This is a genomic window from Pantoea sp. 9140, from assembly GCF_000745295.1.
GTDB lineage: Bacteria > Pseudomonadota > Gammaproteobacteria > Enterobacterales > Enterobacteriaceae > Pantoea > Pantoea vagans.
The window spans coordinates 818,582-831,976 of the sequence record NZ_JQNO01000001.1 but is presented as its reverse complement, the minus strand read 5'-3'; the positions used below and the strand labels follow the sequence as shown (position 1 = coordinate 831,976).

15 protein-coding genes are annotated in these 13,395 nt (G+C 56.2%); 9 read left to right on the top strand and 6 right to left on the bottom strand.

The window, feature by feature from the left end; all coding sequences use genetic code 11:
* Positions 1 to 41 precede the first annotated feature (41 nt).
* From rsfS to lipA, 9 genes are all read left to right on the top strand, one after another.
* Complete coding sequence (gene rsfS / locus FA92_RS03915) at positions 42 to 359, top strand: ribosome silencing factor (protein ID WP_013357099.1); 318 nt, start codon at positions 42 to 44, stop codon at positions 357 to 359.
* A 3-nt stretch (positions 360 to 362) separates the two neighbouring features.
* Entirely contained in the window at positions 363 to 833 is a 471-nt protein-coding gene (rlmH, locus tag FA92_RS03910; RefSeq protein WP_013357098.1) for a 23S rRNA (pseudouridine(1915)-N(3))-methyltransferase RlmH, read from the top strand.
* Positions 834 to 867: 34 nt separating this feature from the next.
* Positions 868 to 2,772, top strand: coding sequence for a peptidoglycan DD-transpeptidase MrdA (gene mrdA, locus FA92_RS03905; protein ID WP_013357097.1), 1,905 nt, complete (start codon positions 868 to 870; stop codon positions 2,770 to 2,772).
* A gap of 8 nt (positions 2,773 to 2,780) precedes the next feature.
* A complete protein-coding gene (gene mrdB, locus FA92_RS03900; protein WP_033784531.1) occupies positions 2,781 to 3,893 on the top strand; it encodes a peptidoglycan glycosyltransferase MrdB in 1,113 nt (370 codons plus the stop codon).
* Between the two features lie 10 nt (positions 3,894 to 3,903).
* On the top strand, positions 3,904 to 5,001 hold the full coding sequence (gene rlpA, locus FA92_RS03895) for an endolytic peptidoglycan transglycosylase RlpA (RefSeq protein ID WP_033782305.1): 1,098 nt from the start codon (positions 3,904 to 3,906) through the stop codon (positions 4,999 to 5,001).
* A gap of 131 nt (positions 5,002 to 5,132) precedes the next feature.
* Positions 5,133 to 6,344 carry a D-alanyl-D-alanine carboxypeptidase DacA gene (gene dacA, locus FA92_RS03890; RefSeq protein WP_033732040.1) on the top strand — a complete coding sequence of 404 codons (1,212 nt, stop codon included), beginning with the start codon at positions 5,133 to 5,135 and terminating at the stop codon, positions 6,342 to 6,344.
* A gap of 100 nt (positions 6,345 to 6,444) precedes the next feature.
* The gene (ybeD, locus tag FA92_RS03885; RefSeq protein ID WP_013357093.1) at positions 6,445 to 6,708 is read left to right on the top strand and encodes a DUF493 family protein YbeD; all 264 of its coding nucleotides are present in this window, start codon (positions 6,445 to 6,447) and stop codon (positions 6,706 to 6,708) included.
* An 80-nt stretch (positions 6,709 to 6,788) separates the two neighbouring features.
* Positions 6,789 to 7,448: a lipoyl(octanoyl) transferase LipB gene (lipB, locus tag FA92_RS03880; protein ID WP_033782303.1), complete on the top strand. Its 660-nt coding sequence runs from the start codon at positions 6,789 to 6,791 to the stop codon at positions 7,446 to 7,448.
* Between the two features lie 169 nt (positions 7,449 to 7,617).
* Complete coding sequence (gene lipA / locus FA92_RS03875; RefSeq protein ID WP_033782302.1) at positions 7,618 to 8,583, top strand: lipoyl synthase; 966 nt, start codon at positions 7,618 to 7,620, stop codon at positions 8,581 to 8,583.
* Positions 8,584 to 8,705: 122 nt separating this feature from the next.
* On the opposite strand, the gene tatE is transcribed toward lipA, so the two are convergent.
* The 6 genes from tatE to FA92_RS03845 all read right to left on the bottom strand — a co-directional run bounded on the left by tatE (position 8,706) and on the right by FA92_RS03845 (position 13,379).
* On the bottom strand, positions 8,706 to 8,909 hold the full coding sequence (tatE, locus tag FA92_RS03870) for a twin-arginine translocase subunit TatE (protein WP_003854033.1): 204 nt from the start codon (positions 8,907 to 8,909) through the stop codon (positions 8,706 to 8,708).
* A 92-nt stretch (positions 8,910 to 9,001) separates the two neighbouring features.
* A complete protein-coding gene (locus FA92_RS03865; protein WP_033782301.1) occupies positions 9,002 to 9,772 on the bottom strand; it encodes an amino acid ABC transporter ATP-binding protein in 771 nt (256 codons plus the stop codon).
* Positions 9,769 to 10,716 carry an amino acid ABC transporter permease gene (locus FA92_RS03860; protein ID WP_033782299.1) on the bottom strand — a complete coding sequence of 316 codons (948 nt, stop codon included), beginning with the start codon at positions 10,714 to 10,716 and terminating at the stop codon, positions 9,769 to 9,771. The genes FA92_RS03865 and FA92_RS03860 overlap by 4 nt, the downstream gene beginning before the upstream one ends.
* Complete coding sequence (locus FA92_RS03855; protein ID WP_033782297.1) at positions 10,713 to 11,600, bottom strand: ABC transporter substrate-binding protein; 888 nt, start codon at positions 11,598 to 11,600, stop codon at positions 10,713 to 10,715. The genes FA92_RS03860 and FA92_RS03855 overlap by 4 nt, the downstream gene beginning before the upstream one ends.
* Positions 11,601 to 11,622: 22 nt before the next feature.
* On the bottom strand, positions 11,623 to 12,411 hold the full coding sequence (locus tag FA92_RS03850; RefSeq protein WP_033782295.1) for a deaminated glutathione amidase: 789 nt from the start codon (positions 12,409 to 12,411) through the stop codon (positions 11,623 to 11,625).
* The gene (locus FA92_RS03845; protein WP_033782292.1) at positions 12,411 to 13,379 is read right to left on the bottom strand and encodes an ABC transporter substrate-binding protein; all 969 of its coding nucleotides are present in this window, start codon (positions 13,377 to 13,379) and stop codon (positions 12,411 to 12,413) included. The genes FA92_RS03850 and FA92_RS03845 overlap by 1 nt, the downstream gene beginning before the upstream one ends.
* Between the last annotated feature and the right edge of the window lie 16 nt (positions 13,380 to 13,395).

Below are 13,395 nucleotides of genomic sequence, written 5' to 3'. Positions count from 1 at the left end.
CTACAGCCAGCCCGATACCACCAGATTCCAAGGGGAACCTTTTGCAAGGTAAAGCACTCCAAGAGTTCGTTATTGATAAGATTGATGATCTCAAAGGCCAGGACATTGTCACCATCGACGTTCAGGGCAAATCCAGCATCACCGATTTCATGATCATCTGCACCGGCACCTCCACGCGTCATGTGACTTCGATCGCAGAACACGTTGAGCAGGAATCCCGTTTAGCGGGCCTGATGCCATTAGGCATTGAAGGCAAAGGCGCGGCAGACTGGGTTGTGGTTGATCTGGGTGATGTCATCGTACATGTGATGCAGGAAGAGAGTCGCCAGCTGTATGAGCTGGAAAAACTCTGGGGCTAATCGGTGAAACTGCAACTTGTTGCCGTCGGCACAAAAATGCCCGACTGGGTGCAGACCGGTTTCATGGAATATCTGCGCCGCTTCCCGAAAGATATGCCGTTTGAGCTGACCGAAGTCACCGCAGGTAAACGCGGCAAAAATGCTGATATCAAACGCATCCTTGAAAAAGAGGGTGAAGCGATGTTGGCGGCGGTCGGCAAAGGCAATCGCATTGTCACGCTGGATATTCCTGGCCAACCGTGGGAAACCCCGCAGCTGGCGCAGCAGCTTGAACGCTGGAAGCTGGATGGTCGCGATGTCAGCCTGCTGATTGGCGGGCCTGAAGGCCTGGCTCCCGCCTGCAAAGCGGCGGCAGAGCAGAGCTGGTCACTGTCAGCATTGACGTTGCCTCATCCGCTGGTGCGCGTGCTGGTGGCCGAAAGTCTGTACCGGGCCTGGAGTATAACGACTAATCATCCTTATCATCGTGAATGACCGATCAGCCCACATCAGACATGACAAGTAGCGGATGAAATTACAAAGCAACGCCTTTCGCGATTACAGCGCCGAACAGAAACTCTTTGTCCGTCGGGCGTTCATCGCCTTCGTCGGTATCTTACTGCTCTCTTCAGTACTGGTAGTTAACCTTTACCATCTGCAGATTCTTCGCTTTGATGATTACAGCACCCGCTCCAACCAGAACCGCATTAAACTGGTACCCGTCGCGCCCAGCCGCGGCATTATCTACGATCGCACCGGCACGCCGCTGGCACTGAACCGCACCATCTATCAGGCAGAACTGGTGCCGGAGAAAGTTGATAACCTGCAGCAGACGCTGGAAAACTTACGCCCGGTTCTTGAGCTGACGGACGAAGACCTCGAAAACTTCCAGAAAGAGCGTAAACGCTCACGTCGCTTTACCTCCATTCCGGTTAAAACCGGTCTGAATGAAGTTCAGGTGGCACGCTTTGCGGTCAATCAGTACCGCTTTCCCGGCGTGGAAGTTAAAGGTTATCAGCGCCGCTACTACCCCTACGGTGCCACGCTGACGCATGTGGTCGGCTACGTTTCAAAAATCAACGATCGTGACGTTGCACGCCTCGATAAAGAAGGCATATGGCCGAACTACGCCGCCACGCACGACATCGGCAAGCTGGGCATTGAAGCGTATTACGAGAGTCTGCTGCACGGCAAAACCGGCTTTGAAGAGGTTGAGGTTAACAACCGGGGCCGGGTTATTCGCCAGCTGCATGAGGAGTCACCTCAGGCTGGCCGTGATATCTATCTGACTATCGATCTCAAACTGCAGCAGTATGTCGAGACCCTGTTGGCGGGCAGTCGCGCCGCTGTTGTCGTCAGCGATCCGCGCACCGGCGAAATTCTCGCCATGGTCTCCACACCCAGTTACGATGCCAACCTGTTTGTCGACGGCATTTCCAGTAAGGATTATCGCGGCCTGCTGGAAGATGAAAATCGCCCACTCTATAACCGTGCGATTCAGGCAGCTTACCCACCGGCTTCAACAGTGAAACCTTATGTGGCGGTCTCTGCGATGAGTGCGGGCGTGATTAACCGCAACACCAGCCTGTTCGATCCGGGCTGGTGGCAGCTTCCTGGTTCAGAGAAGCGCTTCCGCGACTGGAAAAAGTGGGGGCACGGTCGTCTTAACGTCACCAAAGCGCTGGAGGAGTCTGCCGATACCTTCTTCTATCAGGTCGCTTATGACATGGGCATCGACCGACTGTCAGAGTGGATGAATAAATTTGGCTATGGCAGCCGGACCGGCATCGACTTACCGCAGGAGAGCGCCGGTAACATGCCAACCCGCGACTGGAAAATGAAACGCTTTAAAAAGCCGTGGTATCAGGGCGACACCATTCCGGTGGGGATCGGCCAGGGTTACTGGACGGCAACCCCGCTGCAGATGAACAAAGCGATGATGATTCTGATCAACGACGGCGTCGTCAAGGTGCCGCATATGCTGCGCGCCACCCGCGAAGGCCGGACCCTTGTGCCCTATCGCCAGCCGCCAGAAGCCCCGATCGGTGATATTCATTCCGGCTACTGGGAAATCGCCAAAGATGGCATGTATGGCGTGGCGAATCGCCCCAACGGTACTGCACACAAAAGCTTTGCTGATGCGCCTTATAAAATTGCCGCTAAGTCCGGTACGGCGCAGGTCTTTGGCCTGAAAGAGAACGAAACCTATAACGCCCACAGAATTGCTGAACGTTTACGCGACCATAAATTAATGACCGCGTTTGCCCCTTATGACAAGCCTCGGGTCGCAGTGACCATTATCCTGGAAAACGGTGGCGCCGGTCCGGCTGTCGGCACCGTCATGCGCCAGATTCTGGATCACATTATGTTGGGTGATAACAATACAGTTCTGCCGGACGCCGCCCCTGTGCCGCCCGGTTATGAAGGTGAATAAACATGTCGATGCAAGATAGTCCGCAGAAACGATCGATCTGGATGCGCATCCACATCGATCCGCTGTTTATGCTGATCATTCTCGGCCTGCTGACCTACAGCGCCGTGGTGATCTGGAGTGCCAGTGGTCAGGATCCCGGCATGATGGAGCGTAAACTCGGTCAGATCGCGATGGGACTGGTGATTATGATTGTGCTGGCGCAGGTGCCGCCGCGCGTTTATGAGGGCTGGGCACCCTATCTCTATATTGTCTGCGTCATTCTGCTGGTGGCGGTCGATGCCTTCGGGCAGATCAGTAAAGGGGCGCAGCGCTGGCTCGATCTCGGCTTTGTTCGCTTTCAGCCCTCGGAGATTGCCAAAATCGCGGTGCCGCTGATGGTGGCGCGCTTTATTAACCGCGATGTCTGTCCGCCAACCCTGAAAAACACCGGCATTGCGCTGCTGCTGATTTTCGTGCCGACCCTGCTGGTCGCCGCGCAGCCCGATCTCGGCACCTCGATTCTGGTTGCCGCTTCCGGTTTGTTTGTCCTGTTCCTTTCGGGAATGAGCTGGAAACTGATTGGCGTTGCCGTTCTGCTGGTCGCGGCTTTTATCCCGATTCTGTGGTTCTTCCTGATGCACGACTATCAGCGTGACCGCGTTATGATGCTGCTCGACCCGGAAACAGATCCGCTGGGTGCCGGTTATCACATCATCCAGTCGAAAATCGCCATCGGTTCAGGCGGACTGCGCGGCAAAGGCTGGCTGCAGGGCACCCAGTCTCAGCTGGAATTTTTGCCGGAGCGTCATACCGACTTTATCTTCGCGGTTCTGGCCGAAGAGCTGGGTCTGGTTGGCGTACTGCTGCTGCTGACCCTTTATCTGCTGCTGATCATGCGGGGACTGGTTGTCGCAGCCCGCGCGCAGACCACGTTTGGCCGGGTCATGGCGGGCGGTTTAATGCTGATTTTATTCGTTTATGTTTTCGTTAACATTGGCATGGTTAGTGGTATCTTACCGGTAGTTGGCGTGCCGCTGCCGCTCGTCAGTTACGGCGGCTCCGCGCTTATCGTGCTTATGGCGGGATTCGGCATTGTGATGTCGATCCACACTCACCGAAAAATGTTATCTAAAAGTGTCTAAGAGGCTGCAGATGCGTAAGGAATGGCTTGGCGTTGCACTGGCATCACTGGTTCTGGCGGCCTGTACCACGCCCGAACCCCAAAATACGGCGCCGCCGCAACCGGCTTACAATGGACCGGTCGTAGAGATTCCAGGCGTTGAGCCTCGTTATGAGCCAGTTAATCCGGGCACCAGCCAGGATTACAGCGTTAATGGCAAAAATTATCGCATCATCAAAGATCCGTCGAACTACAGCGAGGTCGGCCTGGCCACCTGGTACGGCGAAGAGGCACAGGGCAACCGCACCGCTACCGGCGAAGCCTACGATCCCGATGCGCTGACGGCCGCCCACCCTACTCTGCCGCTGCCGAGCTATGTGCGCGTGACCAATATCGCGAACGGCCGTCAGATTGTGGTGCGCGTTAACGATCGCGGCCCCTACACGCCAGGACGCATCATCGACCTGTCGCGGGCAGCCGGTGACCGTCTGAACATCTCCAATAATTCTCGGGTGCGGGTCGACTATATCAAGGTGGCTCCCGACGGTACGCTCTCAGGCCCGGGCACCATTGGTACTGTGGTCGCCAAACAGAGCTACTCGCTGCCTGCCCGCCCGGACCTGAGTGGTGGTACGGTGATGAATGGCGGCAACGCCGCAAACGCTGAACCGCCTGCTCAAAACGTGGAAGCCATCAGCAACAGCACGCTGCAGGGCGGTGACAACATGGGCGCGCCGGTACAGAGCAGCGGCTTTCTTGGCGCACCTCAGCCATTAGCGAACGGCGTGCTGGAAGGCAGTGAACCACCCGCCGCCGCGCCTGCCAGTTCCGCACCAGCCGCCAGCAGTGCTGCTCCTGCAGTCGCCAGCGCCGCGCCGGCAGCCAGCAGTGGTGCCGCAGCCGGATATGTCGTACAGGTCGGTGCACTAAATGACCCGGCGCGTGCTCAGCAGATGATGAAAAGCCTGAGCCAGCGTTACGGTGTGCCCGGCAAGGTCGAAGACGCGGGCAACAACGTTTATCGCGTTCAGCTCGGCGGCTACAGCTCACGCGCCGAAGCGGCTGCGCTACAACAGCGCCTGAGCAGTGAAGGCCAGACCGCCTCATTTATTACTAACACGCGTCGCTGATCGGTTTATCAGACAGCGACACGTTACGTCTGCTAACAACCCAATCATCACGCCCGGTGCCAGACTCACTGGCATTGGGTATGATGAGTGACATTTTTAACCTCAAACTCACGGATGTTGTAGTCCTACACATGAACACGCTGAAATCATCTCGTTTGCTGAAACGCCTGACAGTGGGATCACTGATCGCTTTCTCTCTCAGCCATGCTGCTATTGCTGATGACGTCAATCTCAAGACCATGATTCCGGGCGTGCCGGACATTGATGCCGAAGCGTATGTCCTTATCGACTACAACTCGGGCAAAGTGCTGGCAGAGAAAAACGCCGATGCACGCCGCGATCCTGCCAGTCTGACCAAGATGATGACCAGCTATGTCATTGGACAGGCCGTGAAAGCGGGCAAAATTCATCAGGACGATATGGTCACCGTCGGTCCGGATGCCTGGGCGACCGGAAACCCGGTGTTCAAAGGCTCCTCGCTGATGTTCCTGAAGCCAGGCGACCGCGTACCGGTTTCTCAGCTGACCCGTGGAATTGTGCTGCAGTCCGGTAATGACGCCTGTGTTGCGATGGCTGACTATGTCGCCGGCAGCCAGGATGCTTTCGTTAATCTGATGAACAACTACGTTAAAGCGATTGGCCTGCAGAATACTCACTTCGGGACTGTCCATGGTCTGGACGCTGAAGGTCAGTACAGTTCCGCGCGCGACATGGCGCTGATTGGCCAGGCGCTGATCCGTGACGTGCCGGAAGAGTATGCTGTTTATAAAGAGAAAGAGTTCACGTTCAACAATATCCGCCAGATGAACCGCAACGGTCTGCTGTGGGACACCAACCTGAACGTAGATGGGATCAAAACCGGTCATACTAACTCAGCCGGTTACAACCTGGTGGCGTCAGCGACCGAAGGCCAGATGCGCCTGATCTCTGCGGTCATGGGCGGTCATACCTTCAAAGGTCGTGAAACTGAGAGCAAGAAACTGCTCACCTGGGGCTTCCGTTTCTTTGAAACCGTTGCGCCACTGAAAGCGGGTAAAGAGTTCGCCTCTGAGCCGGTCTGGTTTGGTGATAATGACCGTGTACAACTGGGCGTGGAAAAAGATGCTTACCTGACCATTCCGCGTGGCCGTATGAAAGATCTTAAAGCCAGCTATGTGCTGACCAACACAGAACTGCACGCCCCACTGAAGAAAAACCAGGTTGTCGGCAGCATCAACTTCCAGCTGGATGGCAAGACGATCGAACAGCGTCCGCTGGTGGTGCTGAACGAGATCTCTGAGGGTGGTTTCTTTGGCCGTATCGTGGATTACATCAAACTGATGTTCCATCACTGGTTCGGTTAAGCGTAAAGGGTGATTGAAAAATCGCCCCTTCGTCCCCATTACCAGATATTATGATGCTCCCGCTCAGGCGGGAGCCTGTTTTTTATGCACCGGAGTAAATATGAAAACCAAACTGAATGAGCTGCTCGAATTTCCTACCCCGTTTACCTATAAAGTAATGGGTCTGGCGCAACCGGAGCTGGTTGATCAAGTGGTTGAAGTGGTGCAACGTCATGCGCCCGGCGACTATAGCCCTGAAGTTAAGCCGAGCAGCAAAGGCAACTATCACTCCGTAAACATCACTATCAACGCCACCCACATCGAGCAGGTCGAACGTCTGTACGAAGAGCTGGGCCAGATCGAAATTGTGCGGATGGTACTGTAATTTACGGGTCGGCAAGGCGCCACAGCCTGACGGTTTGCCGACGTTATCCTCAGCGTTTTTTCCTTTAGCGGGCTATCGTTTTGTCAGTTGAAACCCTCTTTGTCCGCCAGTCCGGTCTGTGCGACTGGCAATCCGTCTCTGACGCCATGCACCACTATACTGACCAGCGCGATGACCAGAGTCGTGACGAAATCTGGCTGGTCGAACATCCTCCGGTCTTTACGCAGGGTCAGGCGGGAAAAGCAGAACATCTGCTGATGCCCGGTGATATTCCGGTGGTGCAGAGCGATCGTGGCGGTCAGGTCACCTATCACGGGCCGGGACAACAGGTCATGTATGTCCTGATCGATATAAAACGCCGTAAGCTCGGCGTGCGCCAGCTGGTGACTTTTCTTGAAGAGACGGTGATCGCTACGCTGGCAGAATTCGGCGTCAGCGCCCGCGCCCGCGCAGATGCACCCGGCGTCTATGTCGGGGAAGAGAAAATCTGCTCGCTGGGATTACGCATTCGCAAAGGCTGCTCGTTTCACGGTCTGGCGCTGAATGTGGCCATGGATCTGTCGCCTTTCCTGCGCATTAATCCCTGTGGTTACGCTGGCATGAGCATGACCCAGTTAAAACATTTCCAGCCAGAGGTGACCACAGAGCAGGTACGCGCTCCGCTGGTCAGCGCCTTTGCGCGGCTGGCAGGTTATGAAAATGTTGAATGGATAGCAGGCGATCTTCCTGTTAAGCCTTAACGCAGAATGCGAATTTACAAATATGTAACTTTTCAGCGCTGACGGTGGCTGCTTCCCAGACGATGAGATGATATAATTTTTGCACTTTTTTCAAATAAAGTTGAAAGCCCCCTTCCCGGTTTGATTGGGAACGCTTTCAAATCGCAATCCGACCGGAACCTGCTGATTTATGAGTAAACCAATTCAGATGGAACGCGGCGTCAAATATCGTGACGCAGACAAAATGGCGCTGATCCCGGTGAAAACCGTGGCTGTTGAACGGCAGGAGATGTTGCGTAAGCCGGAATGGATGAAAATCAAGCTGCCAGCCGACTCCAGTCGTATTCAGGGTATCAAAGCTGCGATGCGCAAAAACGGGCTGCACTCGGTCTGTGAAGAGGCGTCCTGCCCTAACCTTGCCGAATGCTTTAACCATGGCACCGCCACCTTTATGATCCTGGGCGCAATCTGTACCCGTCGTTGTCCGTTCTGCGATGTGGCGCATGGCCGTCCTAATGCACCGGATGCTAATGAACCCACGAAACTGGCGCAGACGATTGCCGATATGGGCCTGCGCTACGTGGTCATCACCTCGGTTGACCGTGATGATTTACGTGATGGCGGCGCGCAGCACTTTGCCGACTGCATCAGCGCGATTCGCGAAAAAAATCCCACCATCAAAATTGAAACACTGGTGCCGGACTTCCGTGGCCGTATGGATCGCGCGCTGGAGATTCTCACCGCGACGCCTCCGGATGTGTTTAACCACAACCTGGAAAACGTACCGCGCGTCTACCGTCAGGTACGTCCGGGCGCGAACTACGAGTGGTCACTGAAGCTGCTGGAGCGGTTTAAAGAAGCGCATCCGCATATCCCGACCAAATCGGGTCTGATGGTTGGCCTGGGTGAAACCAACGCCGAAATCGTGGAAGTGATGCGCGATCTGCGTCGCCACGGCGTCACCATGCTGACGCTGGGCCAGTATCTGCAGCCGAGTCGCCACCATCTGCCGGTTCAGCGCTACGTCAGCCCGGCTGAGTTCGATGAGATGAAAGAAGAAGCGATGGCGATGGGCTTTACGCATGCCGCGTGCGGTCCATTTGTCCGCTCTTCCTATCATGCGGATATGCAGGCTAAAGGCGAAGAAGTGAAATAAGTACACCTCTTCTATCAGACGCCTGAAAAACAAAAAACCAGACTGGAAACAGCCTGGTTTTTTTATACGTGCCTGAAATGGCCTGAAATAAAAAGTAACAGTTATTTGCAGCAAATAACCGATTAATCTTTATGAACGACGCGTTCTGCCGGCACGTCTTCAGCCGTTGTTCGGGTTGCACTGGTATCTTCGTCTTTCATGGCTTTTTTGAAGCCCTTGATCGCGGAGCCCAGATCGCCGCCCAGAGAGCGCAACTTATTGGTACCAAAAAGCAGTACGATAAGCGCACCGATAATCAGCAGCTTGGCAATACTGATACCTTCCATATTTAACCTTTCAACTTTATCGAATCACGGTGACTGTTATTTACGCGCAGTTTGCCTGCGGCGACAACTGGAATCTGTAACAGAGTAAGATCTCAGATGAAGCGACTGAGAAACGCCTGGGTCCGTGGATGCTGCGGATTCGCGATCACCTCTTCTGGCGTGCCCTGCTCCACCACCACCCCGCCATCCATAAAGACGACGCGATCGGCGGCTTCCCGCGCAAAGCTGATTTCGTGGGTTACCACAATCATCGTCAAACCCTGATCTGCCAGGGTACGCATGGTTGCCAGTACTTCCCCCACCAGTTCCGGATCGAGTGCAGAGGTCGGTTCATCAAACAGCATCAGCTGCGGCTTGATTGCCAGCGCCCGCGCAATCGCCACACGCTGCTGCTGTCCACCCGACAGGTGGCGCGGCCAGGCGTCCGCTTTATCACTTAATCCCACCGTCGCCAGCAGCGCTCGGGCGTGTGCCATTGCCTCCTGACGCGGAAATTTATGCACGCCGATGGGCGCTTCAATGATGTTCTGCAGTACCGTCATATGCGGATAGAGATTGAACTGCTGAAACACCATGCCGATTTTCTGACGCTGACGGGCGATCTGGCGTGGCGTAAGCCGATGCAGCACATGCCCTTTCAGCACATAGCCAATCTGCTCTTCGCCGACCCGAATCGATCCGGCGTTCATCTCTTCAAGATGATTGATGCAGCGCAGAAACGTGGATTTGCCGGACCCGGAGGGTCCGAGAATCACCACCACTTCGCCGGGCCAGACATCCAGATCGATTCCTTTCAGGACCTGATTGTCGCCATAATTCTTCTGCACGTTACGGGCACAGACCAGGGGTTCACTCTGACTCATTGTTCCTCCCGCTGAGATTGCGCGCTGCCCGCTACCGTCGCGGCGCGTCTGGGGACGCTGGCCACCCGGCGGGTGCCACGCGCATAGTAGCGCTCGATGGCGGACTGGCCCAGATTGAGGATCGAGGTGATCAGCAGATACCAGATCACTGCCACCATCAGCATCGGGATGATCTCGAAGGTGCGGTTGTAGATCGCCTGCACCGAGTAGAGCAGATCGCCCATCGCGATCACGCTGACCAGCGACGTCGCCTTGATCATGCTGATCAACTGGTTGCCGGTGGGCGGAATGATAGACCGCATCGCCTGCGGAATAATGATGCGTCGCAGCGCCCGCGACCGGCTCATGCCAAAGGCTTGCGTGGTCTCCACCTGACCGTTATCCACCGACAGCAGACCGGCGCGAATAATTTCCGCCATATAGGCCGCTTCATTCAGTGCCAGCCCGGCAATGGCTGCCGTCAGCGGCGTAATCAGATCGTTGGTGTTCCAGCTGGCCAGCGTGACGCTGCTCCACGGCAGCGTCAGCGACAGCGCGGGAAACAGCGTAGAAAGGTTGTACCAGAAGATCAGCTGCACCAGTAGCGGCGTACCCCGGAAGAACCAGATATAGAGTCCGGCGACGCCGCGCAGCAGCCGGTTTTCAGAGAGCCGCCAGACGCCCAGCAGCAGACCCAGCAGCGTGCCCAGTATCATCGACACGACCGTCAGCCCCAGAGTGACCTGCAACCCTTTCAGTACGGATTCTTCGGTAAACCACTTCAGCACCACCTGCCACTCAAAATTAGGATTGGTCGCCACCAGCCACAGCAGATTCGAGCCGATTACCAGCACCAGAATACAGCTGATCCAGCGGCCGTAAGTGGGCGCGCTGCGGGCGAACGCCACGTCGCGCAGCTGCGCCTCGCCACTCTCATCGCGGTACAGATGGCGAGACGGGCTCATTTGCTGGCCTCTTTCGCCAGATTCAGCCCGGGTGCTTTGGTCATGTTGCCCTCAAGCTGCCACTTTTTCATGATCGCTGCATAAGTGCCGTTCTGATACAGCTCTTTGTAGGCATCCAGCACCACCAGGCCCAGCGGTGAGCCTTTTGGCACCACAGTACCCTGGAAGATATCGCCAAAACCGTTTTTGTGCCCTTTGCCCGCCAGTTCAAGTTGTCCCTTCGCCTGATTAACAAAGTAAGTCAGTGGAGCCTGTGATGAGAAGAAGGCATCGGAACGTTTAGAGCGCACCGCCAGAATAGACGAAGGCTGATCGGTAAAGGCCTGCACCGTCACCGCCGGCTTTCCATCGGCCACACACTGCGCTGACTGTTTACGGATAACCTGTTCCGCAGAGCCGGCGGCCATAACCGCAATACGCTTGCCGCAGGTGTCATCCAGCTGATTAATTTTTGCCGGATTCCCTTTCTGCACGCCGAACACCACAAACTCCTGCACAAAATCGACGAAGTCCACTTTCTGCTGGCGGTCCGGGTAATCACCAATCGGGCCAATCGCCAGCTGATAGCGACCCGCATTGATGCCGGTCAGCACGCCTGACAGGCCGCTCACCGTCGCATGCTCGATCTTCACACCCAGCAGTTGCGCCAGCGCGGTGGTTAGCTCCGCTGAGGCGCCCTCCATCGCGTGCGGGCCATTAACGATTTCATAGGGCGGAAATGAACCGTTGTTCACTGAAATCATTTTGCCCGCTTTTTTGATCTCATCCGGCAGCCGATCATGCAGCGCCTGGTCAACTTTTTGCACCGGAATAGCGTCGGCAGCCTGCGCCAGGGAGGCAGTCAGCCCCAGCGCCACGATTAAGGCGGTTGCTCTCTTCGTCATAAGGAATTCCTGGTTCAGCGGATCAGTTGAGTTCGGGACGGGCGAAGCGTCGGTTCTCCAGCACTGGCAGTACCCGGCGGGCATAGGCGACGCGCTCAGGGTCGAGATCGGCAAACAGTAGTGCGGGTGACTCCGCCGCATTCGCCACCGCGACGCCCAGCGGATCGACCACCAGACTGTTGCCGATATTGCGTGGGCCACACTCGCCCACCGCCACCATATAGCAGGTATTCTCCAGCGCACGGGCGCGGGTCAGTAACTCCCAGTGCATCTCTTTCAGCGGACCTTTAACCCAGGCTGCAGGCAGCACCAGTACGTCTGCACCATCCAGCACCAGCCGACGCGCCAGCTCCGGGAAACGTACGTCATAGCAGGTCATTAATCCGACTTTCATACCCGCGACGTCAATCAGCGGCGGAATGACGTGGCCCGGATTGACCCGCTGCGACTCCTGCATCGCAAAGGCATCGTACAGATGCAGCTTTTCATAGGCGGCGATGATCTCACCGTTACGGATAGCCACCAGCACGTTGAGCGCTTTTTGCTGGTCGGTGGGAACGTGAACGCTCATCATGGTGGTCAGCGTAGTGTGCTTGCTGGCGGCCAGCAACTGGCTCAGAAAAGGGCCATCCAGCGGCTGTGCTGCCTTCAGCACTAAATCAGGGTCGGCAATATCACGCGCCAGCACACCTTCCGGCAGGACCAGCAGATCGGCCCCCCCGTCTGACGCCCGCTGCATTAAATCCAGACAGATATGAGCGTTGTCCTGCCATTCGCGGCTTACCGCAAACTGTCCCAGTGCCACTTTCATCATTTCTCTTCTCCCGCAGCGGCTGGAAACATCGCTTCCGGCGTCAGTAATTGGTGGGTCAGTCCCTGCTGATAAAGCTCGCGGCTAAAGTCCGCAATCATCTTCCTGTTAGCGCTAAAACCATTCTGATTCCAGTCCGCCGGTAATTCCTGCGCAGTGCGTCGCAAATCGTCCAGCAGCCACGGCGTGGTGTCGGCATATTTCTCTCTTTTCTGCATCCACAGCTGATAAGAGCGATCGATCACTTCACTTAATGCCGCAGGCAGCCACGGATGTTCCGCCGCCAGCGCCGGTTTAAGGGCCAGAATATGAATGCCCGGCACATAGCCGACACGGTGAAAGTAGTCCCGTTCCGCCTGATAAAAATCGATCTGCAGCTGCCGCAGACCCGAATCAGGCAGGAAAAAGCCCTCCGGCATAAAGGGGGTGAAGATGGCATCCAGCTCACCTGCCTGCAGCATCTCAATCAGCGGTCGCTCGTCAGGAGCCGGCTCAATGCGGCCGGGCCGGCCAAATCCCGCCAGCCGATCGACTATCGGATGCTCTGCCGTAAGACGACCGGCATACCAGAAGACATCATCAATTTCGACGCCTGCTTCACGCAGCACCGTGCGTGTCCAGGTATTACCCGAATCCTGCCAGCCGGTGACGCCAATCCTTTTGCCTTTCAGCTCTGCAGGCGTAGTGAGGGAGCTGCTGGCGGTGGTGATGATGCAGCGCTGACGGAAGCCGCGCATCAGAAAGTGCGGCAGACCGAGTAAGGTTTCGTCGCCTCTGGCCCGGCTCTGGGCGTAGCGGCTGAAGGAGACTTCGCCCGCGTCATAATCAGGGCTGGTCGCCAGGTCATTCACCAGCGTGCCGACGCGGTCGATCTGCAGATCAAAGCCTTCCGGTCTGATATCGCCCAGCGCCAGTGGGGTGAAGTAGTCCCAGTCGCGTACCGCCAGTCTGATGAGTAGCTTTGCCATGATCTCTCCGTTTACG

Excerpts from the sequence above, each read along its gene's own strand:
- mrdA (WP_013357097.1), top strand. The coding sequence starts at position 868 with ATGAAATTACAAAGCAACGCCTTTCGCGATTACAGCGCCGAACAGAAA.
- mrdB (WP_033784531.1), top strand. The coding sequence starts at position 2,781 with ATGCAAGATAGTCCGCAGAAACGATCGATCTGGATGCGCATCCACATC.
- rlpA (WP_033782305.1), top strand. The coding sequence starts at position 3,904 with ATGCGTAAGGAATGGCTTGGCGTTGCACTGGCATCACTGGTTCTGGCG.
- dacA (WP_033732040.1), top strand. The coding sequence starts at position 5,133 with ATGAACACGCTGAAATCATCTCGTTTGCTGAAACGCCTGACAGTGGGA.
- ybeD (WP_013357093.1), top strand. The coding sequence starts at position 6,445 with ATGAAAACCAAACTGAATGAGCTGCTCGAATTTCCTACCCCGTTTACC.
- lipA (WP_033782302.1), top strand. The coding sequence starts at position 7,618 with ATGAGTAAACCAATTCAGATGGAACGCGGCGTCAAATATCGTGACGCA.
- tatE (WP_003854033.1), bottom strand. The coding sequence starts at position 8,909 with ATGGAAGGTATCAGTATTGCCAAGCTGCTGATTATCGGTGCGCTTATC.
- FA92_RS03865 (WP_033782301.1), bottom strand. The coding sequence starts at position 9,772 with ATGAGTCAGAGTGAACCCCTGGTCTGTGCCCGTAACGTGCAGAAGAAT.
- FA92_RS03860 (WP_033782299.1), bottom strand. The coding sequence starts at position 10,716 with ATGAGCCCGTCTCGCCATCTGTACCGCGATGAGAGTGGCGAGGCGCAG.
- FA92_RS03855 (WP_033782297.1), bottom strand. The coding sequence starts at position 11,600 with ATGACGAAGAGAGCAACCGCCTTAATCGTGGCGCTGGGGCTGACTGCC.
- FA92_RS03850 (WP_033782295.1), bottom strand. The coding sequence starts at position 12,411 with ATGAAAGTGGCACTGGGACAGTTTGCGGTAAGCCGCGAATGGCAGGAC.
- FA92_RS03845 (WP_033782292.1), bottom strand. The coding sequence starts at position 13,379 with ATGGCAAAGCTACTCATCAGACTGGCGGTACGCGACTGGGACTACTTC.